This is a genomic window from Dehalobacter sp. MCB1, assembly GCF_003590275.1.
GTDB lineage: Bacteria > Bacillota > Desulfitobacteriia > Desulfitobacteriales > Syntrophobotulaceae > Dehalobacter.
In genome coordinates this window covers 14036-40710 of sequence record NZ_LXPC01000013.1, presented here as the reverse complement: position 1 = coordinate 40710, position 26675 = coordinate 14036, and the positions used below count along the sequence as shown (strand labels likewise).

Here is a 26675-nt window from a genome sequence, read left to right as displayed (position 1 = left end):
TTAAGAAGAGGGTCTCTTATTTGCCATCCAATGTGATTTTTGAGAATTCAACCAGGTCCTGCGAATTTTCACTTACTTCCTCAATTGCAGCAGTGATTTCTTCAGTTGCTGCGGCCTGGTTTTCAGCAATACCACCAATCTCATTGATTTCTGTAATGATACTTCCGATGGAATCTTTCATCTCAGTAAGTATTTCAGTAATCATTTTGGCCGAATCGTTACTCTGGGCGGCAAGTTTGCGCATTTCCTCCGCAACCACTGCAAAGCCGCGTCCCTGTTCTCCGGCGCGGGCCGCTTCAATTGCGGCATTCAGTCCCAGCAAGTTGGAATGTGAGGATATATCTGAAATAGCGCCGATAACTTTATTGATTTCTTTAATTTTCACGGCGGATTCATTTGCGGATTTTACAGCATTGCTAATTTTGAACGAAAGTCCTTGTGATCCTGAAGCTACTTCCTGTAGCCCGGCGTTTACTTCCTGAAGCGTTGCTGCAAGACTTTGGGAAACCTCATCAATTCTAGCCTGTTTTTCCAAGCTTTTACCGATTCCGACACACCCGATGACTTCTCCATTGGGTGCTTTAATTGGGTATGTGAATGACGCAAACGGAAAACCGAATTTCTCTTTGGGCATAAGATTCGATGTGGATTTACCTGTTCTCATCACTTCAACAAGGTGAGGGTTATCACTAACCTTAAAACTCGCTGAATCCACGTTCGTCACCATTTTGTAGCCGGGGTAGTAATAGAGCATGTTTGTCCTGTTTGTGATCATCACCATAAGGTCTTCCTGCATCATTTCTTTTAAATTGGATAATACCATCGCGTAGGTTTCCAAGATTTCTTCATGGCTTTTTGCATTATTTTCTGCGAAATCCATTGAAATATCTTCCTCTCTCTTCACAAAATGACTATTTAGTAATTATTTTGAATTATATCTACTATAGCGCAGAACAAATAACTTTTCAACCAAAGATCATTGAGATTTTAAACAAAAAAAGTCCCCCTCAACGGATGAAGGGGAAAGAAAGAGGAGGAGAAAAGAGATGTTCATTTGGTATTATTTCCATGCACTTCCTCTTTTTATTCATGTTTTTAATATTTTTTGTATTTCCGTATAAAATTAGTCTTTGCTGGACTAATTTGATGTATCAGACTAAATATTTAGACGGTTTCCGGTTCAGCGTAATCTACACCTTTGGTGTCGACGGTTACACTTTTCATAGCTTGTTCCTGATTAGGTCTGTCCTGATAATTTCTTTCAACCGATACGATTTTATCGACAAATTCCATGCCTTCGATCACCTTACCGAAAGCAGCATATTGGCTGTCAAGGTGAGGTGAATCATCAACCATGATAAAAAACTGAGAACCGGCTGAATCTGCCATTCTGGAACGAGCCATTGACAGGACTCCACGACTATGCTTCAGATCATTTATGACGCCGTTGCCGGAGAATTCTCCTTTAATACTGTAGCCTGGATCACCCATTCCCGAACCCTGGGGACATCCTCCCTGAATCATAAAACCAGGAATGACTCTGTGAAAAATCAGACCGTCATAGAAGCCCTTCTCAATTAATGAAATAAAATTATTGACAGTATTCGGGGCTATTTCAGGATAGAGTTCGGCCTTAATGACATCCCCGTTGGCCATTTCAATCGTTACAATCGGTTTTTCCATGATCGATAACTCCTTTTCAACGTATGAATTATTCGTTCAGTTGTTGATTATAGCATAAATTTGGATAAAAAAGAAATTTGCAGCTGTCACCTGCCTGTTATTATTTTAGAGCTCTTTTTATTGATCATTAATTGTATTGTACCGTCTATATCTGTCCGATATATAGGTACACCTCTTTCTTCCCAGTAGTTGATAACCTCCCGGGAAGGATGACCAAAGCTGTTTTTGCCTACAGAAACAAACACTGCCCGGGGATTGGTACTGTCAAACCAAGCTGTATCCAGAGAGCCTTTTCCGCCATGATGTGGAATTTTTATAAAATCCGAATTCCAGTCAGTTCCTCTGTCTGAGATGGATTCCATTTCTTCTGCTTCCATATCTCCCGTCAATAAGATTTTTTTTCCCAGATATTCTATCTGTATCACCAGAGAATTATTATTCGAATCAGCACCGGTGTTGTTCATTTCTTCGACCGGGGCCATAATATCAATCTGCAGACTGGAAGAAAAATGGATATAATCCCCTGCCTTAAGCGTTACAAACTTTCCTTCGTTCCGGTAGTATTCCGCTGGAATTCCCGACTGCCATTCTTCATTTGTTATTCTATCGCCCGCTTCGGGTACTGCGACTTTTGCCACAGGCAAATTAGCCAGCAGGTATTGTGCCCCTCCCAAATGATCAGCATCCTCGTGCGTGATAAAAAGAAAATCCAATTTACCTATCCTTTTTTCCATTAGATAAGGAAGCACAATTTTTTCCGCTGCATTGTAGTTATCCTTACGGGGACCGGTATCGACAAGCAGGTTTTCTCGGGCCGTCTGAATCAGGATACAGTCCCCTTGGCCGACATCAATAAACGTGATCTTCAAGGCATTGCCGCTTGACCAGGGGTTCCAGAGCAATAGAATCAAAAGCAAAGCAAAGAGGTACCTGAATTTTACATATTGCAATATCACATCTCTCAGATTAGCATATCTCGGTTTTATCTGATTCGTATCTAACTTTTCAGCCTTACCAAGCTTGAGTGTGTCACCTATTCTGCTCAGGCAGGGCAGTAATCGTAATCTCTTCGCAGCTGATATAAGTCTTCTGATTTGTACACTCCAAATAAATTTTATTCTTTCCGTACCGAATAACACCCCTGCCAGAAATACATACCAGGCTATCCAGAAGATCATACCGGGATTCAATACCCAGAAATAGGCCCAGGGGAAAGATGCAATCAACGTCAATATACGGTCAGAGATCTCAAGCAGCCATACAGCAGCTTGAAAAAAAATAGGCGGCATACCCGGGACAAAAGATAATACCGTTCCGATAAGCCCTAGCTGCAAAACTCCGCCGAGCATAAAAAGGATGAATATATTGGTGATCAGCCCAGCTAGAGACAGTTTATGAAAAACATTCGTCATAATGGGCAGAACGGCAATCTGAGCGCCAAACGATGCTGCTGCAGGCAGTCTCAGTAATTCAGGCAGCTTGCCGAACCAGGCATTCTTTATCAACCGGGGTGATAGAACCAACATTCCCCAGGTCGCAGCAAAGGAAAGCTGGAAGCCTATATCACGTAAAAATAAAGGATTCCATAAATAAAGAATCAACGCAGCGAAAAGAAGCCATCTAAGCATCGATATTTTTTTACTGCCTAATAAGCGGCCGATCAAGACTGAGGTTCCCAAAATGGTTGCCCTTAAGATAGGCAGATTGCCACTGCATAAGACTGCATAACACAAGATAACGCCGATTGTTGCAGCGATTCTGGCTTTCCGGGGCAGGCCAAATAAAAACAGCCATGCCAGAGCCATCACAAAGGCCACATTCGATCCCGAAGCCGCAAAAACATGCATGACTCCTGCGGCTTTGTACATCTCCAGTGTTTTTGCAGAAATCCCGCTGGAATCACCAAACAAAATTCCTTCAAGAATGCCGGCTTGTTCCGGCCAGGACGCGGTCAGAATATTATGCACATGTTGACGTATCCTTCAGGTAAAACCCGGAACACCTTCTTCCAGCACTTTAGCTTCCCCGAAGGCTGTAATCGTGCCGCCTAAGCCTCTTACCGCATAATAAAGCGGAAGGTCAAATTCGCCCTCTGTTCCTGGAGGTTTGGGATGTTCCAGTCTGGCTGTGACCGAGATGGTGTCTCCGGGCTTAACTCGGTCCCATCCCTTCATATACACCCCATCTTCTTCGGGATAAACACGAAAATGGTATTTTTTCTCCAAGTGTTCTTTTGTTCCGGGATAGACATCTTCCAGGATAAAAGTACCCTGACCGATCTTATCATCAATCCGCCAATCCGAAAGTCTTCCCTGTATCTCGATTCTTTCTATAACCAGCGGAGAAGCAAGACTGTTCTCTACCGTCATCCCATACAAAAACCCTGTTAAAAGTCCGCAGGCAAGCAGTACCGCTTCCGGTTTGGAAGCTTTGCCGAAAAAATCAAGCGGTTTCCAGATAAACATGATTCCTATAATTAAAAGCAGGGAAATGGCCAAAATGAATGTCCTTGTTTCTCTTTCACTTTGAACGGCCAGGAATCCACCCGTCAGCACAGCTGTAGTCTGACCGACCAACTTATCTTTCATGAGCTTTATGTCCCTTCATGACCTTCTTCTCATTTTGGTATGCAAACCAGCATAAATAACTCTCTAATCAGTTGTGGGCCCATACTTGCCCCAAATGTATTGTCTTACGAACCCACAGAGACATACTCCTCCATTTTCTCATAGGTCTTTGAACCAATTCCCGAAACATTTTGAATCTCTTCCGGTGCGGAAAACCACCCATTTTCCGTACGATAATCAATAATTCGCTGGGCTAAGGACGGTCCGATTCCCGGGATGGTATCCAGTTCATTAATACCTGCGGTATTGATATTGACCTTTGTCGATAATCCGTCTGTTGTACCCGGCTGAGCTGCGCTGTTCTCAATCTTATTTTGAGTGTTATTTTGGACCTCATTTCCGGTTAATTGACTCGTTCCGGTATTCTTTGAGGCCACAATTATTTTTTGTCCATCCTTGAGCTTTTGGGCAGGATTCAATACTTCAAGGTCGGCTTCAGCTGTCAATTCCGCTGCCTTCAGTGCATCATCCAGCCTTGCATCCATAGGCAGGTGCAAAAGACCGGGATGCACAACTGCACCCGAAATATAAACTACAATCTCCCTATTTTCTTCTGCCTGATTAACTTCAACCGGACTGTTTACTGGCAAAAACAGTTTCACAGCGGCCAGAACCAGCAATACACCCAAAATGCCCCACCAAAGCAGCCTCAGCTTTTTCTCCAATCGTCCATACCCCCTCTTTTTTCATTATTCTCCATTTATTACCAGATTCCTTTGTAATCGATCACTTTTTTGCCGTTTCCAAATTAATCAGCGCGCTTAAACTTTAAACCTGATCATAAGAATGTTCCCATTTCTATTTCAAAACATAGAATATATCAGCCTAAATTGGCAAATATTTACAAGGAGGTGCTCCCGCTCCCAATGACATTATTTAGAGGAACCCATCTAAATTATGCACTTGTTGCTCCTTATGCAGGGAAGCAGGCCACAATAAGTCTCTTTGACGGCAAAACCTACCACGGACAAATTGTTGAAGTCCGCGAGGACGGTATTCTGTTTCATTCCAATAACCCAGGATTTCTGTTTCTTCCGTTCCTGGCTATAGCCGCTTTAGCACTGAGTATTCCTTTTGCTTACGGCGCAGGGCTAGCCTACGGCTCCCGTTATGCTTATGGCCCTTACCCGTACAGCCCTTACGGACCATACCCCTATTATTATTGATACCCCATTCTGATCTTCTGAATTGAACCGCCGCATTAGCCCAGTCGAACACTTTGTCATTCCTGACGTATTGACAACACTAGGCACTTTGTGTGCCACCGTCCGTGGCAATCAGCCACGATTCTCTATTCGAATCGTGGCTGATTTTAATCCTAGTTCTTGAAGTATTATCTGATTTGACATAAAAAAAGACCTGCTGAAAAAATTTAATTTATATCTGCAGGCCGGTATATCAAAATATTGGGTTGTGAATCACCGTCTTACCTCACAACTATGTTTACCAGTTTACCTGGAACCGTGATCACTTTGATAACGGTTTTTCCTTCAAGGTGCTGTTTGACTTTTTCTGAGGACAGAATCATTTTTTCCAGTTCCTCTTTAGGAATTTCAGCCGGGACCTGAACCTTGTCGCGGACTTTCCCGTTTACCTGGAGAATGATCGTGATTTCCTCTTCGATTAGCGCGGTCTCGTCTTCAATGGGCCAGGCCTGTTTATGAATGCTTTCTGTGTATCCAAGTTCTGCCCAGAGCTCTTCGGTGATATGCGGCGCGAACGGTGCCAAGAGTTTTAACAATGTATCAATACCTTCTCTGGCGACAGCCAGGTTGACATCCTTTTCTTCTTTATACAGATAAAGTGTGTTAACCAACTCCATAATGGAACTAATTGCGGTATTAAAATTAAATCTGCTACCGACATCATTGGTGACCTTCCTGATGGTACTGTGCGTGGTAAAACGCATTTGTTTGGCTTTAGCATCGAGCTCCGTAGAAGATTCACATTCAGAATTACCATTGCCTGCAGAAGCTAGAGCAGCCTGATACTGGTCAATAAGCCGCCAGACACGGTTTAAAAAACGGTAGCAACCTTCAACACCCTGTTCGCTCCACTCCAGATCCCGTTCGGGCGGCGCAGCAAAAAGAATGAACATTCTGGCCGTATCTGCACCGTATTTGCTGATAATCTCTTCAGGGCTGACGACATTTCCTTTGGATTTGGACATCTTGGAACCGTCCATGCAGACCATTCCCTGGGTAAGCAGATTTGCAAACGGCTCATCCACCTGGAGGTAGCCAAAATCCCTCAGGGCTTTGGTAAAGAAGCGTGAATAGAGCAGATGAAGGATCGCATGCTCAACGCCACCGACATACTGATCGACGTTCATCCATTTGGCTGCGGCTTTTTCGTCAAAAGCCTTATGCGGATTCCGCGGGTCACAATACCTCAGATAGTACCACGAAGAGCACATGAAGGTGTCCATCGTATCGGTTTCTCTTCTGGCAGGCCCTCCGCACTTCGTACAAGTTGTCTGCACAAAGCTCTGGGAAGTGGTCAGCGGGTTTTCACCAGCTTTAAACACGACATCGTCAGGCAGCAGAACCGGTAGTTGGTCATCCGGCACCGGGACAACGCCGCACGTATCACAGTAAATCATCGGAATAGGTGCACCCCAGTAGCGCTGACGGGAAATCAGCCAGTCTCTGAGACGGTAATTGATTTTACGCTCACCAAGCTGCAGCTTTTCCAGTTTAGCAGCCATCCTGCCCCAGGCTGTCCGGTTATCCAGTCCATCGAAATCCACAGAGTTGACCATGGTTCCGTTTTCAATATAAGCTTCCTTCATCGGCAGATCTTTATCTGCAGCGGAAACTTTAGGATCAAGAATGACTCTTGTGATCGGCAAACCGTAGTTCCCAGCAAAGGCAAAATCTCTTTCATCATGACCTGGAACACCCATAACCGCACCTGTTCCATATTCGAGAAGAACGTAATTGGCAATCCAGATCGGCACCCGTTCTCCGCTTAACGGATTGATGCAGTAATGTCCGATAAACATACCTTCTTTTTCAGCTTCCGATGAGGTTCGTGCAATTTCGTTCAGGCCTTTCATCTTCTCAATAAAAGCGAGTACACCTCGTTCATACTGCGTTCCTTTAACGAGCTGTGTAACCAACGGATGTTCCGGGGCAAGAACCACGTAGCTCACACCAAAAATCGTATCGACTCTGGTCGTGAATACGGTGATCATATCAATGGTTCCTTCAATTTTAAATTTGACTTCAGCCCCTTCGGAACGGCCGATCCAGTTACGCTGCATGGTTTTTACTTTTTCCGGCCAGCCTGTAAGTTTATCCAGATCGTTTAAAAGCTGCTCCGAATAATCCGTGATCTTGAAAAACCATTGTTCCAGATCTTTTTTGGTAACAGGTGTGTCACAGCGCTCGCAGGTGCCATCCACAACCTGTTCGTTGGCTAGCACCGTCGCGCAGGATGGGCACCAATTTACAGCTGCCTTTTTCTTATAGACCAGGCCGTGCTCATAAAACTGATTAAAAATCCATTGCGTCCATCGGTAATATTCCGGGTGGCAGGTTGCAACTTCTCTGTCCCAATCATAGGAAATACCCATTTCCTGAAGCTGACGCTTCATGTTCGCGATATTTTTCCAGGTCCACTCTGCCGGCGGCGTTTGATTTTTGATCGCGGCATTTTCGGCAGGAAGGCCGAAGGCGTCCCAACCAATCGGATGAAGTACATCATAGCCCTGCATTCTTTTGAAGCGGGCGATCACATCAACAATCGAATAATTGCGAACATGTCCCATATGTAAGTTTCCAGATGGGTATGGAAACATGGCAAGTGCATAGAACTTTTCTTTACCGCTATTCTCCTCAGTTTTTCCTACCTTGTTCTCCAGCCAGGTTTTCTGCCATTTTGACTCAATCTCGTTGAACAAATATCTTTCCTGCATAGATCCGACCTCCAAAGTTCTTTCCAACAGAACAGTCTTTAATTGTTCTGCAAAAATAGATAAAAACCCCCATCCCCAAGGGACGAGAGTTTGCTCCCGCGGTACCACCCTAATTCTGTGCGCTTAAAGATTATAACGGTTCTAACCGGCATCCGTTGCTGCCCGGACACTGCTCAGGAACGAGTTCCCCGCCTGGTTGAAAACGGCTCGCACCAACCGCCGTCTCTCTGATCCATCCCTTTTAGGTACTGCTTTCCTTCAAAGCATAAACATATTAGATTGGGTATTCAAGTCAATCATTCAAATCGTTTAGACCTTAATTCTATATAGAATCAAAAATCAATTAGATAATACAACTTCCCGGGCATCGCCCCATAGTCTTTCCAGACTATAAAACTCTCTGGTATCCGGTGTCATAATATGTATAACTATATCACCACAGTCGATCAGCACCCACTGAGCTTCAGGAAGTCCTTCTATCCTTAAGACCGAAAGCCCAATCTCGGGTAATTTTTCTGCAAGGTACTCAGTAATTGCTTTGGTCTGAGTCGTGCTGTTTCCCGTGGCAATCATAAAATAATCTGCAATGACAGATATTCCCTTTAAGTCAAGGGTCAGAATATTTCTGCCTTTTTTATCGTCAATAAAGTCAACTACTTTCTGCAGTTGGTCATGGCTTTTTTCCAAATTCTAACCTCCTTTAGATGCTTTTCCATTTTTCAAATCTTCATACGCCAGAATCGTCAGTGGATGAATCGGCTTATTGTTCTTCTTCAAATAGTACAAGGTATGCTCGATACAAGCCAGTGTACCTGTCTTAAGGTCATGATACAACTTCTGACGAAGCTTGTCTACACCGGGGAAATCCCTCCCGGGTTCTGCGAGATCGGCACTGTAAATCAACATTTCCAGAGGGGACATGCCCGGTCTCCCCAAGGTATGATTCGCAACCGCATTCAGGACATCCTCGTTATTTATCCCGTAAAGGTTCTGCAGCATATATGCTGCGATTCTTCCGTGAATGACCTGAGGAATTTTCAGATCTTCCTGATAAAGAATAAGGTTCCATTCCCGAGCTTTTTTTAATTGCTCTAGATAAGTATACTCCCTAGCCAGGTCATGGGTAAGTGCAGCTAAGCTTGCATCACCCTCTTTCACACCGAACTTCGGGGCAAGTTCCACGGCCAGATCCTTTACCCCGAGCGTATGCTGAAATCTTTTCAGTGAAAGTTTTCGTGACGCTAAAGTCCTGAAGTATTCCAGCTGGTCGTTCACAACGTTCAACCTCTCCTATCTTACCCACTCCTTGCCATCCATGATACCAGCAGCTCTATGCCATCCTTGGTAACGCTGTACCGTGAGGCTATTTAAACACCCTCACACCTCCATGTACGTCGCTGCATTAGGCCTATCCATGGGCGTCATACAAGAATACGGTACAGTTTGCTGTACCGTATTCTCTCGGGTCCAGGGTCCGGGAATGTAAGATAAACCAGGATTCTTCATGCTATTTATATAGAGCCCTATGACTTATAAAAATCAGAATTTATCTTAACAGAAACCCCTAACCAAATAACATTAGACAGTTTGGCGAGGTCTCGCTTCGTTTACTGTCAATGAACGGCCACTGAACTCACTACCGTTAAGTTCTTCTGCTAAGCGCTCGGCGTCCTCTGAAGCAACTTCTACAAAGCCAAAGCCTCTTGAGCGACCGGTTTCTCTGTCGGTAATGATTCTGCTGCCGATTACATTGCCAAACCGAGCAAAGTACTCAGTCAGTTCCTCTGAAGTCGTACTCCAGGGGAGATTGCCCACGTACAGGGTTTTTGTCATGGAATTCACCTCTAAAATAATTTTGTTTATAGTATGAAACAACTATTACTATAGTATACAATCCTATCGGAAGTCAAATGTTTATTTATTGATGTAAATATTATTTTCTATGATAAAACGCCGTACTTCTTCTGGAAGCAAATAACGGATAGACTTGTTATTCCAGATTCTTTTTCTGATATCTGTCGAAGATATAGCCAGAGCGGGGATTTCCATCTCGAATATTCTGTTTTGGGCATAAGGATATCTGTCCAATAATTCTCCCAAAAAACCACCAATTTCATACCCCGGTCTCGAAGCCCCGATAATTTTGGATATCCCAATAATTCCTTCTGCTTCCCACCAATTCAAAATATCCCGGAGCGCATCCGAACCGGTGATAAAAAAAAGTTCCTGTTCAGGGAACAACAGATGCAGGGCTTTTAAAGTATCATAGGTGTATGAAGGGCCTTCCCTGTCAATCTCAATTCTGGATGCGATAAAATTCTCATTGTCGTGGATAGATATTTCGACCATCGCAAAACGCAAATCCGAATTTGCAATCTGGTGATTAACTTTATGTGGAGGAATGCCTGTCGGGATGAATAAAACCTTGTCTAGCGCAAATTCGACCCTGGCTGTCTCCGCAGCCACCAGATGGCCGTAATGAATTGGATTAAACGTTCCTCCCATGATGCCAATCCGGCGTCTGCCGGTGATTGACTCGCGAACACTCCGTTCCATTATTTATCTCCTAAATTTTTATTATTAGGCAAGTCTCCGTAATACAGAAAAATATGTCAGGGCAGTTCTATTTTTGGTTTTTCGCTTGCCTTCCGATAGAGCAGAAAATTCCGCCCGATCACCTGAACCAATTCTGAACGGGTAGCTTCGGCCAGCCCGGAGGCAATATTTTTCGGGGCATCGGCACAATTCTGGAGCACCCGTCCCTTAATCAGCTCTCTTGCCTCCAACGCATCGGCGGCCTGTTTAATCATATTATCTGTAATTTCATCTTTGCCAACGATTAAAATGGGTTCCATTTCATTCCCCATAGCCCTTAAAAACCTTTTCTGTTTGCCTGTCAGCATACTATTGTCCTCCCTCCGACCATTCCAACTCCAACTTTCCAATTGACACTTTATCGCCTTCCTTGATCCCCTGTTCCTTCAGTGCATCGTCGACTCCCATCACTTTAAGGATATTCTGGAAGCGCATGACGCCATCATCTGTATCAAGGTAGGCCATCGCCGCATGTCTTTCAATCTCTTTGCCTGTAATAATATACATACTGTTTTCACGTGTAATGACAAATCTGTCCTCACTTTGGACCTGGACCATGCGATGTTCATCAGGATCAGCTGAAAGTCCAATCAGCGGTACTTCAGGAAGGATTTGTATCACCTTGTGCAATAATTTATCGATTCCCTCTCCGGTTACCGCCGAAATCGGGTAGATTTCATAGGCATCCCCAAGTTCCTCGCGGAGACGCCGGAGATTTTCCTCAGAACCGTTAACATCCATTTTATTCGGAATAACAATCATCGGCCTTTCAGCAAGGGCTGGACTGTGCAGTTTGAGTTCCTGGTTGATAATTTTAAAGTCTTCCAGTGGGTCTCTGCCCTCGGAACCCGAGATGTCCAGGATATGAAGAAGCAGTCTGGTACGCTCGATATGACGCAGAAATTCATGTCCAAGTCCCGCCCCGGAATGCGCCCCTTCGATAATTCCCGGGATATCCGCCATGACAAAACTTTCGTCCTCTACTTGAACGACGCCAAGATTCGGGATTAGGGTCGTGAAATGATAGTCTGCAATTTTGGGGCGGGCAGCGGATACCCTTGAGATCAGTGTGGATTTTCCGACATTCGGGAATCCGACCAGACCGACATCTGCCAGGAGCTTCAGTTCAAAAAGAAGCCAAAGCTCTTCCCCTGGTTCTCCGCGCTCCGCCACTGTAGGAGCCTTGTTTGTATTACTCATAAAACGGGCATTACCACGGCCGCCGCGGCCGCCTTTGGCAATGGTGATCCTTTGCCCATGACGGGTAAGGTCAGCCAGAATTTCGCCTGAATTCTCATTTTTAATTATCGTTCCTGCCGGTATACGTAACACCAGGTTTTCTGCACCTTTCCCGTGCATATCCTTGCCTTGCCCGTGTTCACCACGGTCTGCCTTATAATGGCGGCGATAGCGAAAATCCACCAGCGTCCGCAGGCCCTCATCCGCTTCAAGAATGATATCCCCACCACGGCCGCCGTCTCCGCCATTAGGCCCCCCCAACGGGACATACTTCTCCCTGCGGAAAGACACAGCTCCTGCTCCGCCATCTCCAGCTTTTACATATATTTTTGCGCGATCATAAAACATTCGTTAACCCCTTCATTTGGATTTTTCTAAAGAAAACTTGGCTGGCGCCAAGCCTTTGGCGTCAGCCTTAGCTGCGCTTAGATCTATCAGAAACCAACTCATACTTTCTGATAGACTGTGGAATATACATTCATCTCAAGAAGATTATCTTCTTTATATAGTCTGAATTCGCAGGAAAATCCTCCGCTGATAACACCAAACTGGATTTTTGCCGTTAATGTTTCAACATCTTGGTCTCCCTGCACGAATAGATCTAAACAGTCTTTAGTGTATCCAGAAAAACTCAGGGCATATTCTTCCTGCCAATGATTAAGCCAAAATTCTTCATTTTTCATTTCCGGGGGAAAATCCAATACAAATTCTGCACCTTTCAGACGCAGCTTAAAATACCATCCCAGGAGAATACCAAGCAGTGTTTTTTGGCCAATCTTGTAAATATCTTGCTGCGGCCGGATCTCCACTAAGACTTCATCAATATAAGCCAACGCTTTGTCAGGCATATTAAGCTGCAAATACCCTTTGATGACCTGAAAATAATTCAGAAAGTCATGCCGAAGGATCTGGAAATTATCCAACTGCTCATAAAGGATCTTTTTATCAAGATTGACCATTTTTCTTCTCCTCACCAAAGATAATCACCAATAAAACATACCCCCGGGTTAACCCAGGGGTATGAAGTGTAATCTGTTATTGGGCTTGAGTAATCCCGTTTTCCGCATAAATACTTACCTGCTTGCGGAATTTATCTCTGCGTTCGAACTTTACGTAACCATCTGTGAGCGCAAACAGCGTATCATCTTTGCCGATGCCGCAGTTTTTGCCAGGATGGAGTTTGGTTCCGCGTTGGCGAACAAGAATATTTCCTGCCAAAACGTACTGTCCGTCAGAGCGTTTGACTCCGAGTCTTTGCGCATTACTGTCTCTGCCGTTTCGTGTACTTCCTACACCTTTCTTGTGAGCCATGAAGATCACCTCCTAAAAAGAACATGCTGATCGTATTCTAACTTCAATCATTAAGCATTGATTGTTTCAATTGAAAGCTTCGTGTAAGGCTGACGATGGCCTTTTTTAACACGAACGTGTTTTTTGGGTTTATAACGGAACGCAATGACTTTGTCGCCTTTACCCTGTTCCAGAACTTTTGCGACAACTGTCACGCCGTCAACAACTGGAGCTCCAATCGTTACATTGCCATCTTTTTCAACAAGCAGTACCCGATTTAGGTCGAGAACCTGGCCGACAGCTGCATCAAGTTTTTCAACATTGACGATATCGCCTTCCTGAACTCTGTACTGTTTGCCTCCTGTTTCGATAATTACATACATCTTTCTACACCTCCCAGACCCAGACTCGCCTGTGTAGGTCGGTCCGCTGCCGCTTAAACGGCAAGAAACCAGTTCATACCTAATTAGTGCGGTTGTGGTGAGAAGTCACCACGTTCTAATATTTTAGCATTTTTCCTTATATTCGTCAATCAGTTAATCCCACAGTTCAATTCATTCTTCTCTCGTGCCAGCCTTTTCCGCCACATTCCCGACATTTTTCGGTGTTCCTAGCAGCTAAGGTCTGACCTTCTTTTTTGCGTGTTACCTCAACGAGCCCCAACCTGGTGAGGCCCACTACTTTACATTTGACCTTATCCTGTTTAAAAGACTTTTCCAGCACATTCAGCAGCTGATCCCAATCCTCGTTTCGTTCCATGTCAATAAAATCGATGATAATAATCCCACTAAGGTTCCTAAGTCTTATCTGTCTGGATATTTCTAAAGCAGCTTCCATATTTAGACTCAGCAGGGTATGCTGCAGGGAGCTTTCTCCAGTGTATTTTCCGGAGTTAACATCGATGGCGGTCAGGGCTTCGGTCTGTTCAATCACCAGATATCCTCCGCTTTCGAGCGAGACCTTGGGTTTTAATGCTTTTAGGATTTCATCACCGATATGATAGCGTTCAAATAAATTCCCTTTAAAATCAGTCCATATTTTCCCGGAAACCGAGCATCTGACTTCCCGGAGCCTTGTCCGGAGCAGCTCAGCCATCTCCCCGTCATCTGTAATAACCCTCGTTACCTCTTCGTCGATCGTTTCCCTTAAAAGACGAGACAACGGGTCGCTGCTGCTGTAGATCAGCCCTTTACCAGACTTGCTCTTGATTCTTTCCGTTAACGTCTGATTGGTTTCCAAAATCTTTTCAATATCATCAGCCAGTTCTTTTTCCGAGACGCCTTCAGCCATCGTCCGGATAATCAGACCAGCATTCTCAATGGTGATATTCTGGACAAGCTGTTTAAGACGTTCTCTTTCTATTTCATCCGTTATTTTACGTGAAATCCCCAAATATCCGCGATTTCCGGGCAAGAGTACCACAAAACGCCTAGGCAATGAAAGATTGGTCGTAACTCTGGCTCCTTTATTGCCGACAGGTTCCCGGGTGACCTGAACAATCACCTCCTGGCCCTCTTTTAAGAGGTTTTCAATCGGTGGCACCAGCAACCCTGGTACATTTTGCACCTGAACATATTCCGGATTGACAATATCCCCTGCATAGAGAAAGGCATTTTTCTCAAGCCCAATATCGATGAAAGCAGCCTGCATGCCTGCAACAACATTACAGACCTTACCCTTGTAGATGTTACCGGCCAAACGGGATTCTCTTCCGGAATCATCCAGGACTTCTGCCAGTCTGCCCTCTTCCAGCACTGCGGCCCTCATCCGGTGATCCTCAGTGGTGATGACAATCTCTTTCAATCTTATCCCTGCTTTCAGGCCAATACCGTGTTGACCCTAAAGGTTAACAAGGTACTAGTATCAAATTCGAATTTCTGAGAGGTACTATATCGTCATGATCACTTCGAGTGGGTTTCTCAGCACCCCGTCGGATTGTTCGATAAACAGTCCTTCCCGGGTTGTCGTTATACCTGGAATATCTACCGGAAGTCCGTCCATATTTTTCAGACTTTCCAGAATTTCAACCGGCCGGACTGAACCAGCGTTTCCGGTAATAATATCCAGACGCAGTTGTACTTGATGATTCTGAGCATCAGCAGAAATAACCCCTTCTTCAGAAATCAGCGCTATGTTTTTAACAAATAAGCGAATATTCCGCTCTATTTTTTTCCCCTGCTGATAACGAATCGACGTCACTTCGTCCCTATTCAGCCAGTTCCGGCAGGCTCTTCGGAGCTCCTCTGCCTCGATCGGACGAAGGAGAGGTACTTCGGTCCGGTATCTTGCAAGATTAATCACAGCCATCAGCGCCTTGCTTCCTTTTTCTGCGATCCCAGAGCCTATAATTTTTATGCCTTCGGGCAGCTGGCTCTGAAGCCGCTCAACGATATCCTCAATATCACATGCTCCGGCTTCTGTTGTTTCTCCAGCTTTTTTCCGAATAGCTTCCTTTTCCTGTTCTGTATTCTCTTTGACTTCGATATCGACATATTCCTGTTCTCCTTCCACACCAACCGGTAAAGGAGGACCAAAAGCAATCTTTGGATGAGGATTAAATCCTTCAGAAAAAGCCACTTTGATTTGGGCCCTACGCAAGGCCCTGTCCAACATTCTGGTCAAATCCAGATGCGCAATATACCGGGCTTCACCTTTCTTGGTGTAGGCCAGCCTTATCTTCATCATAACCGCCTCTTTTCCAATCTATTCAAAATCAAAATATCACAACGGTTTTTCAAAGCTTTGTTGCAAAGCTTTTTGATTCCGGCATGTTTAAGAAAAATGCCGAATACACTACTTGTAAATGAAGGAGGAATTTCAATGCAGTTTTCTTACGGTGAACATACGCCTCTGCGGCTCCTGGATGAGGCAAACTTTTGGAAACACCAGGAGTATGAACATACCATCGTCATTCGGGAAATGGTGCCTGATCTGGAACGAAAATTCATGGAGGAACTTAAGGAGTGGGAACAGGCTCTGACGAAGACGCACAGCCAGGTTGTCCAGCTTACTGAAACAATGGTCAGATATGGCAATACACAACAAGCTGTTGCCGACCAGGTTCTGCGTCTAATCAGTTTCTGTCTGGAACAAAGCAGTCGGTTCGTTCAATTCCTTTTTGAAATTCTTAGTATGAGTCAGGCAGTTAAGAATAATCCAACAATGATTGCTGTAATCAAACACCAAATTCGTGAATCGGAATACTTTATCGGGATCACCCAGACTATCTGTAGTCAAGGTTAGGTATTGTATAAAGTTAAGGCATACTGAATTTTACCGGTCTAGCCAGATCCGGACAGACTCCGCAGCGGCTGCATCTTCCTCTGCAGTCAGGCGTGACAGCCTCTGCGAGGGCTTTCTTGTATTCTTCTAGCAAATAAGATTTTCTGACCCCTGAGCTCAGATGGTCCCAGGGAAGAATCTCATCCTCCGCTATCTGCCTGTTGGCATAGAAATACGGATCGATACCGGTTTCCTCCATTCCCTGTTTCCAAAGATCATACCTGAAATGCTCGCTCCACCCGTCAAACTTGCAGCCGGCATTAACTGCCCATTCCAGCAGCTCCGCAACTTTGCGGTCGCCTCGCGCAAATATAGCTTCCAAGAAGCTTGCTTCCACATCATGATAGATAAACTTGATCCGGTAGTCCCGCAGTCTCTTGCGGAGGTATTCCTGTTTTTCCCGTAGAATTGCCATAGAATCCTGGGCCACCCATTGAAAAGGTGTATGGGGTTTAGGGACAAAAGAACTTGCCGATACCGTGATCCTGCAGCCACGTTTGCCAAGTTTCCTCGACAACTCCAGGACTTTTCTGGCCTGTTCAATGATTCCGTCCAGGTCCTCATAGGTTTCGGTCGGAAGTCCAATCATATAATACAGTTTGATACTGCTCCAGCCTCCCTTAAAGGCTGCTTCTGCCGTCCTTAAAAGATCTCCCTCCGTCACGCCTTTATTAATAACATCTCTTAAGCGCTGTGTTCCTGCTTCCGGCGCAAACGTCAGTCCGGATTTACGCACTTTTTGGACCTGTTCGGCGATCTCAACATCAAATGAATCCAGGCGGAGCGAGGGTAGGGACACACTGACCCCTTTGGGTTCCATTTTGACCATCAGGCCTTCTAGGACACCGTTAATGCAGGTATAATCGCTTGTGGACAGTGAAACAAGTGAGATCTCTTCATAGCCGGTGGCCTTGATGGAATTCTCCGCCTGTTCAATCAAAGCTTCGGGAGACCGTTCCCGAAGTGGCCGGTAAATCATTCCGGCCTGACAAAAGCGGCATCCTCTGGTGCAACCCCTCATCACTTCAAGCATTACGCGGTCATGAATAGCCTCTGTATACGGGACAATTACTTTTTCCGGGAAGTAGGCAGAGCTGAAGTCCTGCAGCGCTACCTTTTTGACTGTCTCTGGAATTCCTTCCTTGACTGTGATTTGCCGGATCGAACCGTCAGTCTTGTATTCGGCCTCATAAAAAACCGGCACATAAATCCCCTGGATCTGAGCCAGTTCGACCAGAATATCTTCCTTCATTTTTCCGTTTTTCCTGGCTTGCCGAATTACTTGAAGAACTTCAGGAAATTGTTCTTCCCCTTCTCCCAGGAAAAAAAAATCTACAAAAGGCGCCAGAGGTTCAGGATTGTAGGCACATGGACCACCGGCAAATATGAAAGGATAGTCGCCCCCGCTTTCCGGGCCGGTTTTTCTGTCTTCTGATTTTAACGGTATTCCGCTGAGTTTCAGGATATTCAAAATATTCGTATAGCTAAGCTCGTATTGCAGTGTGAATGCAACCATATCAAAATCCGGCAAAGGGCGAAAAGATTCCAGTGTGTAAAGCGGGATCCCTCCCTGCTTTAATTTTTCTTCCATATCTGGCCACGGAGCAAAGGCCCTTTCACAGAGAAAAGCTTCATAAGAATTGATACGGCCGTACAGGATACGCAAAGCAAGATTGGACATGCCGACTTCATATACATCAGGAAAGACAAATGCCACTCGTACATCTGTCTTTTCCCAGTCTTTTTTTATCATATTCCATTCACCGCCGACATAACGACCAGGTTTGATCACTTGCGGCAAAACCCGGTCAAGTTTCCGACGGATCCATTGATGATCCTTCTGATTCATTTGTGTTTACCCCCTTGAGCCTAATAGCCATCTGTTTTATCCGGGTAGGTCTCCGTAATGTTATTTGTTATGGATAAATTATTATAGCACAGCAGGTTATTCCTAAGCAAAAAACCTGCCTTCCAGACGCAGGAGGGCTTTCTTTTTTTCCAGGCCGCCGGCATAACCGGTGAGTTTTCTATTGCGGCCGATCACGCGGTGACACGGAATCAAAATGGAAATTGGATTATGCCCGACTGCACCGCCTACCGCCTGAGCGGACATCGAGGTTAGCCCCCGGGCCCGGGCCATACGTTGGGCAATTTCCCCGTAAGTCATAACTTTTCCATGCGGTATCTGTAGTAGTATCTCCCAGACTGCCTTCTGAAAGTTGGTCCCCTCAGGAGCCAGGCGCAGATCCATTTTTGGGGCTGGAATACCCTCGATGATTCCTTCCGTATTTCTTTTCATTCTTGTTACCCGTTCCTCTGCCCAAGCTGCTTGTCTTTCCTGTCCGGAAAAATAAAAATCCAGCCACCGTCGCAACGCCTCAAAAACGGGATATTCTAGATTGTCTATCCATTCAGAAGTACCGGCAGGATAATATTTCTGGCCGATGAACCACAAACCGCTCAGTGCATCCCGAGTTGCCGCAGCTGTCATTTTTCCTAAAGGGGTATCCACAGTGCAAGTATAGGTAATGTTCATGTTGACATCCGAGTACATCAACCCTAAAATGCACGTAAACCGCTGAAGAAAATTTCTGAAATTAAGCCAGCGGGAACATGTAGATTTAAAGTTGACCGGGTACTAGCTCCCTTCATCTATTTGAATGACCAATCTGCCAATCCATTAACCGTTGAGCTGGCAAAGACAGGTGACCAATCCTCAGATAGAATAATATAATGCAGTAATTGCTCGTATGAAAAACAAGCCAAAATGAGTATAGGAGGGAAGAAATATGTTTAAATACGCCAATGCGCTGTTATTTCCAGTAGAAGTCAATTATCCTGACCCGCAGTTCGGCCGGATCATGCTGGAACATTACGGCGGAAAAGACAGCGAGTTCTCCGCAGCCACCCAGTATATGAATCATCGCGCTAATATGCCCAACCTCTTTGTCAGAGAATTATTAGGTCTTATCGCAGCGGAAGAACATAGCCATATGGAGATGATTGCTTCGGCAATCAGCAAACTGGAAGGACCACAGCTCTGTTACGTCAATTCCGAAGGTGTACCCTGGAACCTTACCTATGTCGATCAAAGCTTTGATCCTGCTGCGATGCTGCAAGCTGATGCTGAAGCTGAGATCCGCGCAAAAATGCTTTATGACACACATTTGACAATGACTAACGATCCTGGCCTGAAAAAAATGATTCGCTTTCTAGGCAGCAGAGAAGATGTCCACAAGCACCTTTTTGAAAAAGCCCAAACTTTGATCTTTCGGGGTGCTGACCCAGGAAGTTTTAGCACTTTAATTAGGGAATACCGAATGAGCTTCTGATATTTACTTTCATTATATATGATTCAACAGGAAAGAAAAACACTTTGGCTGGGAATCAGACTTTTAGCCTTTTAATTTTCCGACTTTACAGTCAAGCCCAAAATCCATCATACCCTGGACAACTTCAGTCTCACTGAGTGTTCTTTCAATCTTATCGTCTTTGCCCATCACACTAACCAGGCTAAAATAATCAGCAGAAAACTTATCAATAATCTGTTTAATTGCAGTATCCCTGCTTACCGCAAGCGTCCTTCCAGGCATCAGTCCCTGCCCCAAAAGACGCTCCTTCTTGCGGCAAATCTGCTTTAAAAAAACAATTCTGGCATTGTTCAGCTCTTTGCCGCTGCCAATCCAGAAAAAGATACCAAGAACAATAAAAAGAACTGGGTCATAAATATAAAATCCTATTCCCTGCATCAGGAAACCAGCTAAAATAAAAATACCCCCCAGGCATTTGCCGGCTGCCGCCAGGAATCGAGTGGTCACAACAAAACCGAAGGACCCCGCCAGCAGGCCACGGACAATTCTGCCGCCGTCAAGAGGCAGGACAGGAAGCAGATTGAAGGCTGCTAGCCAGAAATTTGTTTTGGCAAATTCCAGCGCCCATGCTCCGCTTAAGGTTCCGTTCTCACGGAGAATCTGAATGAAGAAAAACAACACAATATTAACAGCTGGACCGGCAAAAGCAATGATTGTCTCCTCTTTCTTTTTCCCTTCAAAGCTGTCGTCAAGAACAGCCGTCCCCCCATAGGGATAGAGCTCGATACTCCTGACCCCAATCCCGTAACCTCTTGCTGCAAGTATATGACAGGTTTCATGAATAATAACCAGGCCAAAGACCAGAAGTGCCCTGACAACCTGACCGGCAAGCATACATAGGATTAACAGGATGATAAAGGTCGGGTGAACTTTAATTTTCATCTTCATCCCCCTCTGTCCTCCATCCCTAGCAGATCCATTAAAAAATTAAGTGTTATCGGAACTTTTGAATTGATATACTAGTTCTGAATTAGGTATGTCAAGGGGTCGACCGGCTGACCGTCTTTTTGCAGTTCTAGGTAAAGCCAGGGTTTTTCCCGCGCTGAGCTGATGCCTACTGTTCCTAATTTTTTCCCCATCGAAACAGGTTCGCCTTGTTCGACATTAATATCGCCAAAATTCCCCAAAAAGCCTTCCCAGCCATTGCCAAAGTTAATCCGTATCACTTTCCCAAATTTTTCATTCTCACTGACTTCGAGTACAACTCCTTCCTGGGGGCTGAGTACAGCAGTCCCCAGCGTACTTTCAATTTCAATGCCGCTGCTAATTGTACCGTCATCATTCTTGCTCTCAAACGCCACTTTGACAGCTCCGGCTACCGGAGGATAAAAAATCTCTTCTTTAACAGAATTCACCGGCAGGCTTTCAGTGTTCTGAAGGCCTATTGCTTCTTTCGCCATCGTGTTTAATGCCGCATAGATATTTCCGCTGTTCATACCGCCCTGATAAACAGTATAGACGCCTTTGGAAACAAAATCCTCCCCGCTGGCGCTGAAGACAATCGTTAAAAACAAAAAAGCTGAAAGAAGTACTCTTTTCTGACTGCCGTTCCAACCAGCCAAAAGACCTCCGGAAGGTCTTTTATCGAAATAAGTCCGATGATCTTTCCAGTTGCTCCTGATATATTCCTGATCATCCCTGTAACCACGTCCGATCTCCCGGGCAGCCTTTTCAAATTCCCAGTCATCCCAGCGCTCAAACGGATCCATTCATCCACCGCCTTATAAAGGTTTTCCTTCAGGGAGACAACCCTTATAAAGAATATGAAAAAATACGAAAAAAAGAACATCTTCCAGACGAAAATGTTCTTTTAGAAATTTCTTTAGAGATCCGAATAATGGTCTGTTAACTTTTATCCATTGAAAGTGTCAGAACATTCGTCGCTCTCCTCTGAGACTTACACTTAAGACCAACCCGACCGCAAGCATATTTGCCCACATTGAGCTGCCCCCGGAAGTAATAAACGGCAGGGGAATTCCAGTGACAGGCATAATCCCTGAAGCCATCCCTACATTGATGAAAACATGAAATACAATCATCGATACAACTCCGGAGACAATCAGAACTCCATACCTGTCCCTCGATTTGGTAGCTACAGTGATCATCCGCAGAAGCAGAATACAGAAGACGAAAAGCAGTATCGATGTTCCGATAAAGCCAAACTCCTCGCCCACAACAGAAAATATGAAATCTGTATGATGCTCAGGTAAAAAATTATACTGGGCTTGGGTACCCTGCTGATACCCTTTGCCCCAAATACCTCCGGAACCTATGGCCCACACCGACTGAATAACATGATATCCATCTCCTGAAGTGTCCTTGGCGGGATCCAGAAAAGCAATGAACCGGTTGATCTGATAATCTTTCAAAGGGAGTGGTAATCCTTCCAGAAATTTCAGCGGCCCGGGAAGGTTCGTGGATAAATGCAATGCAACAGCACCAATAGCCGTCCCAATGCAGCCGACAATTACCGCCCCAAATTTAATCGGATTCGCCCCGGCAGCAAACATCATTCCAATAAAAATCGCGCCGAACACCATCGCAGTCCCTAAATCAGGCTGAAGAAATATTAATAAAGTAGGCGGTAGTACAAACAGCAGGGGCAGAATAAAATCCTTTACATTGTTCAGCTTTCCTTCCCTCTCATTGAGAAAGCTGGCAAATGTAACAATCAGCAGTACTTTGGCAAATTCCGAGGGCTGAATGCTTTGCGTAGAGGTGATAGGTATCCAGCGCTGTGCGCCCTTGGCTTCAGAACCAAAAGCAAAAACGAGAAGAAGCAGGAATATATTGAAAGCATAGATCCAGATACCAATCTTTTTATAGTTTTCATAATCAGTGAACGCAATAATAACTGCGAGAACAATTCCCGTAGCGATCCAGACCACCTGAGTTTTTACATAATGATACGGGTCTGACGCCATAACATTAATGGAAGCCGTGCTTAAGATCAGCAGACTCGCCCCTAAAAGCAGCACAAGTGCCAGGACCATTCCAAAATCGAGACCTCTAATAAAATTCCAATTTCTTTCTTTTATCATATAATACTCCATATATCGGCTGCTACCCAAAATTATATCACAGATCTCTCCATTCACAATGCTAACTTGACTGAAGCATTTGGTATTTGACGTATTTGTAATCAAAATATAATCAGCCGCTGCGTTGAAACAAGAAAAGCTATCGTTTTCTTATTTCGACGCAGCGGCTGATTATTTGTACGGCTACAGATATCACGAAATCGACTGTGTTCTCTCCATATAGTCCCTTCTAATTTTTTTCACAGGAACACTGGCCATCAGCGCGACTTCCCTCTCATCTTGATTCAGGTATACCTCCAATCCATCCTCGTTAATCACCATATAATTTGATATCACCTTGACCAGATCTTCTTTCAAGCGGTTCATCAGATAGGGCGATATCGTGGCACGGTCATGAACCAGAACCAACCGCAGCCGGTCTTTGGCTTGACTACGGCTTCCGGAATTTTCCTTGCCCAGCACACGATATAATAATTCCCACAACATAATTACCTCCCCCCAGTGCTGGGTCAGCGTATGCCAACTAAATTTTTCAGTTTATCCATCAGGGAATTCGACATATCCAGGTTCATTAATGGGACTTCTTCGCCTCTTACCCTCTGCGCAATCCTCCGGTAAGCTTCGCCCGCTCTGGAAACGCCATCCATGACTGCGGGTTCTCCTCTGTTGGTTGATACAATAATTTTCTCGTCCTCCGGTACCACACCGAGAAGATCGATAGCCAAGATATCGACAATATCCTCAATATCCATCATGTCGCCTTGTTTAACCATTCGCGGTCTGATTCTGTTAATAATCAACTTTGGATTGCGCAGGTCTGAACTTTCCAATAGTCCGATAATTCTATCGGCATCGCGGACAGCACTGACCTCCGGGGTTGTAACGACAATTGCTTTGTCCGCACCGGCAATTGCATTATAAAAGCCCTGTTCAATCCCTGCCGGACAGTCGATCAGCGTATAATCAAATTCTTCACGGAGTTCTTCACAGAGGACCTCCATTTCATCGGGGCTTACTGCTGTTTTGTCTTTCGTCTGTGCAGCCGGAAGTAAATGCAGGCTATTGAACCGCTTGTCCTTAATAAGCGCTTGTCTGAGCCTGCAGCTGCCGCTTGTAACATCGACAATATCATAGACGATCCTATTCTCGAGGCCCATAACAACATCAAGATTGCGAAGGCCGATATCCGTGTCGACCAAAACAACTTTAAATCCGGCAAAAGCCAAGGCTGTCCCCAAATTTGCTGTTGTTGTAGTTTTTCCTACGCCACCTTTCCCTGAAGTTACTACAATTGTCTCTCCCATAACCAAGCCTGCCTTTCATCAAAAATAATTAATGCATTGTTTTACATTTCAGTTATAATTTACCATTGGTAAGTAAAAAATTAATCCCCTCTTCAGAATTTTATCCAATGTTAGCCCAGTATGGGCTTTGATCTGTTTCTGTGTAAGAAGATTCTACAATCTCTTTTGCTTTTCCTTTCGTAAAAAGGAAAAACCGAGGATCAAATTCCCCGGTATTTCTTATTTATATGACTATTTCCAGTCAAAATAATATTTAAATGCTGCTTTCGCGACATAACCCGATGTTTCACTGCCGTGTCCGCCATATTCCACCACGCCGGCAAACGCAATTTGAGGATTATCATACGGTGCAAATGCGACAAACATCCCATTATAAGCTTCTTCTTTGGATGTTCCCTTTGAACCGATCTGGGCCGTACCGGTCTTGCCGCCGCCGGTGAACTCCGGTATATCTCTGAAAAGCCAGGCTGCAGTCCCTTGGCCACTGGTTACTTCCGACATCGCTTTTTTGATCGTTTCGATATTTTGTTGGGAAACAGAAACTTCGTTTAGAACTTCCGGCTGGTTCTGCTGGACAACTTTCCCGGTTACTGGGTCAAGAATTTTGTCTACAACATAAGGTTTGTAATGTTTTCCGCCATTAACGATGGTCGCAACATAGTTAGCCATCTGAAGAATTGAATAGTGGTTTGCTCCTTGACCAATCGAACTGTTAAAACTGTCATATAACCGCCAGTTTACAAACTCATTAATGTTATTTTTATATTCCTGTTCAGCCTGAATAATTTCGTCTTCTTTATCACGCTGAAGCTTATCTTTCTCATTCTGATCTTTTGTGCTGGCTAGAAGCTGAGCATATTTGTCCTCAATTTCCTGAAGCTTTTCTTCTCTTTTCTTATCGTAATAAGGTTTATAATAAGATTTTTTCCAGGCTGGAGAAGGCACATTCCCTTCTGCTTCATACGGTAAATCAATACCGCTGTTAACACCTAAGCCAAATTCATTGGCAATTTTCTTGATCAATTCGGGATCTCTTTCAAAAACCCTGCGGCCAACAATCTGGAAATAGATATTGGAAGAATGTGCAAGGCCGCTATAAAGGTTCACCCTGCCAAAATTATTCCCCCCCCACTCGGCAACCCCTGCACTTTGCACATCCGGGGACCCCAGCGAAGACAGGGTATCCATAAAAGTATCGTCCGGCGTAACAACACCAGCTTCCAGAGCGGCCATTCCGGTAATCATCTTAAAAGTCGAACCTGGAGGATACGTACCGGTCAGCGCCCGGTTGAATGACGCGGCATCTTCACTGCTGAAATATTTTTGAGCAGTTTCCTCCGAAATTGTCCCGATCAGGTCATTCGGATCCATGAAAGGACGGGAAGCCATGGCCAATATTTTGCCTGTATTTACATCGATGACCACCGCCGCACCGGCTTGGGCATCGGGATGGGTCTTCTGAATATCCTTGATCACTCTGTCCAGTTCGTTTTCCACGACACGCTGCATCTTGCTGTCGACGGTCAGCTGCAAGGTATAACCTGCCTGGGCTTCTTGAAGTGTTTCTTTGTCAATTGGTCTCGCGTTGCTGTCGACGCTGACAATTTCTACGCCATGACTGCCGCGCAGCCATGTATCATAACTTTTTTCCACACCCATTTTCCCCACCAGATCACCCTGAGTATAGTGATATTCGTCATCATCGGACACTGTCTGCTCATTGAATTGTTCAATTTCACTCTCGCTTATTTCCCGGACATAGCCCAAGACCTGGCCAAGCAGTGTATTTTGCGGATAAACTCTTTCCGCTATCGGTTCAATGCTGACGCCGGGCAGCTCATTGCTGTGCTCAGCGATAATCGCTTGTAGTTCTTTCGGTACATCTTCCAGAATGACAACCTTCTTGTAGCTCTTCCATTGCTGGTTACGGATCATCACCAAAAGATCCTCGGTAATCAATTCTACCGATTGGTTTGGATAAGGCCAGTACGGTTTAATATATACCGCAAGGTCAGCGACCACATCTTTCCAGTTGGCGTTTACTTTCTGCAGGTCGGTCCAGTCCATGCTCAGCGCAAACTTCGGTACGCTTTGGGCCAAAAGAATATTATTTTTATCCACAATCTCCCCACGGACCGCGGACGTCGTGACCGTTTTCATCACGTTACCGGCCGCCAGGTTCGAGTAATAAGAGGCTTTGGCAATCTGCAGCCACCAAAGATTGAATCCTAAAATTAAAAAAAGAAGGACGACAACCACGCTGAGCCCGGTTAATCGTCTCTGATAGGGTTGTCTCTCCCTTTCTTCCATCGTGTTCATCTCCT

The 26675-nt window shown here is 44.9% G+C and carries 28 protein-coding genes and 1 other annotated feature; of the genes, 3 read left to right on the top strand and 25 right to left on the bottom strand.

Going from position 1 to position 26675, the window contains the following annotated elements:
• Positions 1-16 precede the first annotated feature (16 nt).
• The 5 genes from A7K50_RS10160 to A7K50_RS10140 form a co-directional block, all read right to left on the bottom strand.
• Positions 17-880 (bottom strand): methyl-accepting chemotaxis protein, encoded by an 864-nt coding sequence (locus A7K50_RS10160; RefSeq protein WP_020491469.1) that lies wholly within the window; start codon positions 878-880, stop codon positions 17-19.
• A 284-nt stretch (positions 881-1164) separates the two neighbouring features.
• The gene (locus A7K50_RS10155) at positions 1165-1683 is read right to left on the bottom strand and encodes a peptidylprolyl isomerase (RefSeq protein ID WP_119776004.1); all 519 of its coding nucleotides are present in this window, start codon (positions 1681-1683) and stop codon (positions 1165-1167) included.
• 86 nt (positions 1684-1769) lie between these two features.
• Positions 1770-3650, bottom strand: coding sequence for a ComEC/Rec2 family competence protein (locus tag A7K50_RS10150; RefSeq protein WP_243103713.1), 1881 nt, complete (start codon positions 3648-3650; stop codon positions 1770-1772).
• Positions 3651-3665: 15 nt separating this feature from the next.
• Positions 3666-4271 carry a DUF4131 domain-containing protein gene (locus A7K50_RS10145; protein WP_119776003.1) on the bottom strand — a complete coding sequence of 202 codons (606 nt, stop codon included), beginning with the start codon at positions 4269-4271 and terminating at the stop codon, positions 3666-3668.
• 104 nt (positions 4272-4375) lie between these two features.
• Positions 4376-4975 (bottom strand): helix-hairpin-helix domain-containing protein, encoded by a 600-nt coding sequence (locus A7K50_RS10140; protein ID WP_119776001.1) that lies wholly within the window; start codon positions 4973-4975, stop codon positions 4376-4378.
• Positions 4976-5176: 201 nt separating this feature from the next.
• Here A7K50_RS10140 and A7K50_RS10135 point away from each other — a divergent pair, with 201 nt between their 5' ends.
• Positions 5177-5476 (top strand): hypothetical protein, encoded by a 300-nt coding sequence (locus A7K50_RS10135; RefSeq protein WP_119775999.1) that lies wholly within the window; start codon positions 5177-5179, stop codon positions 5474-5476.
• Positions 5477-5736: 260 nt separating this feature from the next.
• Here A7K50_RS10135 and leuS read toward each other — a convergent pair whose 3' ends face one another.
• The 12 genes from leuS to A7K50_RS10070 form a co-directional block, all read right to left on the bottom strand.
• The gene (leuS, locus tag A7K50_RS10125) at positions 5737-8229 is read right to left on the bottom strand and encodes a leucine--tRNA ligase (RefSeq protein ID WP_119775997.1); all 2493 of its coding nucleotides are present in this window, start codon (positions 8227-8229) and stop codon (positions 5737-5739) included.
• 75 nt (positions 8230-8304) lie between these two features.
• Positions 8305-8500: a binding site (T-box leader), on the bottom strand.
• A 68-nt stretch (positions 8501-8568) separates the two neighbouring features.
• Entirely contained in the window at positions 8569-8916 is a 348-nt protein-coding gene (gene rsfS / locus A7K50_RS10120) for a ribosome silencing factor (RefSeq protein WP_119775996.1), read from the bottom strand.
• 3 nt (positions 8917-8919) lie between these two features.
• Positions 8920-9504 (bottom strand): bis(5'-nucleosyl)-tetraphosphatase (symmetrical) YqeK, encoded by a 585-nt coding sequence (gene yqeK / locus A7K50_RS10115; protein WP_119775994.1) that lies wholly within the window; start codon positions 9502-9504, stop codon positions 8920-8922.
• Positions 9505-9807: 303 nt separating this feature from the next.
• Positions 9808-10062: an RNA-binding protein gene (locus A7K50_RS10110; protein WP_083916741.1), complete on the bottom strand. Its 255-nt coding sequence runs from the start codon at positions 10060-10062 to the stop codon at positions 9808-9810.
• A gap of 81 nt (positions 10063-10143) precedes the next feature.
• Positions 10144-10785, bottom strand: coding sequence for a nicotinate-nucleotide adenylyltransferase (nadD, locus tag A7K50_RS10105; RefSeq protein ID WP_119775992.1), 642 nt, complete (start codon positions 10783-10785; stop codon positions 10144-10146).
• Positions 10786-10841: 56 nt separating this feature from the next.
• Entirely contained in the window at positions 10842-11132 is a 291-nt protein-coding gene (gene yhbY, locus A7K50_RS10100; RefSeq protein WP_020491460.1) for a ribosome assembly RNA-binding protein YhbY, read from the bottom strand.
• 1 nt (position 11133) lies between these two features.
• Positions 11134-12411 (bottom strand): GTPase ObgE, encoded by a 1278-nt coding sequence (gene obgE / locus A7K50_RS10095; protein WP_119775990.1) that lies wholly within the window; start codon positions 12409-12411, stop codon positions 11134-11136.
• A 98-nt stretch (positions 12412-12509) separates the two neighbouring features.
• On the bottom strand, positions 12510-13022 hold the full coding sequence (locus tag A7K50_RS10090; RefSeq protein ID WP_119775988.1) for a Spo0B domain-containing protein: 513 nt from the start codon (positions 13020-13022) through the stop codon (positions 12510-12512).
• Between the two features lie 76 nt (positions 13023-13098).
• On the bottom strand, positions 13099-13374 hold the full coding sequence (rpmA, locus tag A7K50_RS10085) for a 50S ribosomal protein L27 (protein WP_119775987.1): 276 nt from the start codon (positions 13372-13374) through the stop codon (positions 13099-13101).
• A gap of 50 nt (positions 13375-13424) precedes the next feature.
• Positions 13425-13736, bottom strand: a complete 312-nt coding sequence (rplU, locus tag A7K50_RS10080) for a 50S ribosomal protein L21 (protein WP_020491456.1) — start codon at positions 13734-13736, stop codon at positions 13425-13427.
• Positions 13737-13902: 166 nt separating this feature from the next.
• Entirely contained in the window at positions 13903-15156 is a 1254-nt protein-coding gene (locus A7K50_RS10075; protein WP_026156272.1) for an Rne/Rng family ribonuclease, read from the bottom strand.
• 84 nt (positions 15157-15240) lie between these two features.
• Complete coding sequence (locus A7K50_RS10070) at positions 15241-16038, bottom strand: TIGR03936 family radical SAM-associated protein (RefSeq protein ID WP_243103712.1); 798 nt, start codon at positions 16036-16038, stop codon at positions 15241-15243.
• Between the two features lie 135 nt (positions 16039-16173).
• Between A7K50_RS10070 and A7K50_RS10065 the strand changes: the two genes are divergently transcribed.
• The gene (locus tag A7K50_RS10065; RefSeq protein ID WP_020491453.1) at positions 16174-16596 is read left to right on the top strand and encodes a DUF2935 domain-containing protein; all 423 of its coding nucleotides are present in this window, start codon (positions 16174-16176) and stop codon (positions 16594-16596) included.
• Between the two features lie 13 nt (positions 16597-16609).
• Here A7K50_RS10065 and A7K50_RS10060 read toward each other — a convergent pair whose 3' ends face one another.
• The gene (locus A7K50_RS10060; RefSeq protein ID WP_119775983.1) at positions 16610-18484 is read right to left on the bottom strand and encodes a TIGR03960 family B12-binding radical SAM protein; all 1875 of its coding nucleotides are present in this window, start codon (positions 18482-18484) and stop codon (positions 16610-16612) included.
• A gap of 102 nt (positions 18485-18586) precedes the next feature.
• Positions 18587-19165: a methylated-DNA--[protein]-cysteine S-methyltransferase gene (locus A7K50_RS10055; protein WP_119776313.1), complete on the bottom strand. Its 579-nt coding sequence runs from the start codon at positions 19163-19165 to the stop codon at positions 18587-18589.
• A 259-nt stretch (positions 19166-19424) separates the two neighbouring features.
• On the opposite strand from A7K50_RS10055, the gene A7K50_RS10050 reads away from it, so the two are divergent.
• Positions 19425-19967, top strand: coding sequence for a manganese catalase family protein (locus A7K50_RS10050; protein WP_119775982.1), 543 nt, complete (start codon positions 19425-19427; stop codon positions 19965-19967).
• Positions 19968-20030: 63 nt separating this feature from the next.
• Here the strand turns inward: A7K50_RS10050 and A7K50_RS10045 are convergent, their stop codons facing one another.
• The 6 genes from A7K50_RS10045 to mrdA form a co-directional block, all read right to left on the bottom strand.
• The gene (locus A7K50_RS10045; protein WP_119776312.1) at positions 20031-20888 is read right to left on the bottom strand and encodes a M50 family metallopeptidase; all 858 of its coding nucleotides are present in this window, start codon (positions 20886-20888) and stop codon (positions 20031-20033) included.
• 77 nt (positions 20889-20965) lie between these two features.
• A complete protein-coding gene (locus A7K50_RS10040; protein ID WP_119775980.1) occupies positions 20966-21715 on the bottom strand; it encodes a peptidoglycan DD-metalloendopeptidase family protein in 750 nt (249 codons plus the stop codon).
• Between the two features lie 159 nt (positions 21716-21874).
• A complete protein-coding gene (rodA, locus tag A7K50_RS10035) occupies positions 21875-23047 on the bottom strand; it encodes a rod shape-determining protein RodA (protein WP_020491446.1) in 1173 nt (390 codons plus the stop codon).
• Positions 23048-23239: 192 nt separating this feature from the next.
• The gene (gene minE / locus A7K50_RS10030) at positions 23240-23530 is read right to left on the bottom strand and encodes a cell division topological specificity factor MinE (protein WP_026156269.1); all 291 of its coding nucleotides are present in this window, start codon (positions 23528-23530) and stop codon (positions 23240-23242) included.
• Between the two features lie 26 nt (positions 23531-23556).
• A complete protein-coding gene (minD, locus tag A7K50_RS10025; protein WP_119775978.1) occupies positions 23557-24351 on the bottom strand; it encodes a septum site-determining protein MinD in 795 nt (264 codons plus the stop codon).
• A gap of 231 nt (positions 24352-24582) precedes the next feature.
• Positions 24583-26661, bottom strand: coding sequence for a penicillin-binding protein 2 (mrdA, locus tag A7K50_RS10020; protein ID WP_119775976.1), 2079 nt, complete (start codon positions 26659-26661; stop codon positions 24583-24585).
• Positions 26662-26675: the final 14 nt, after the last annotated feature.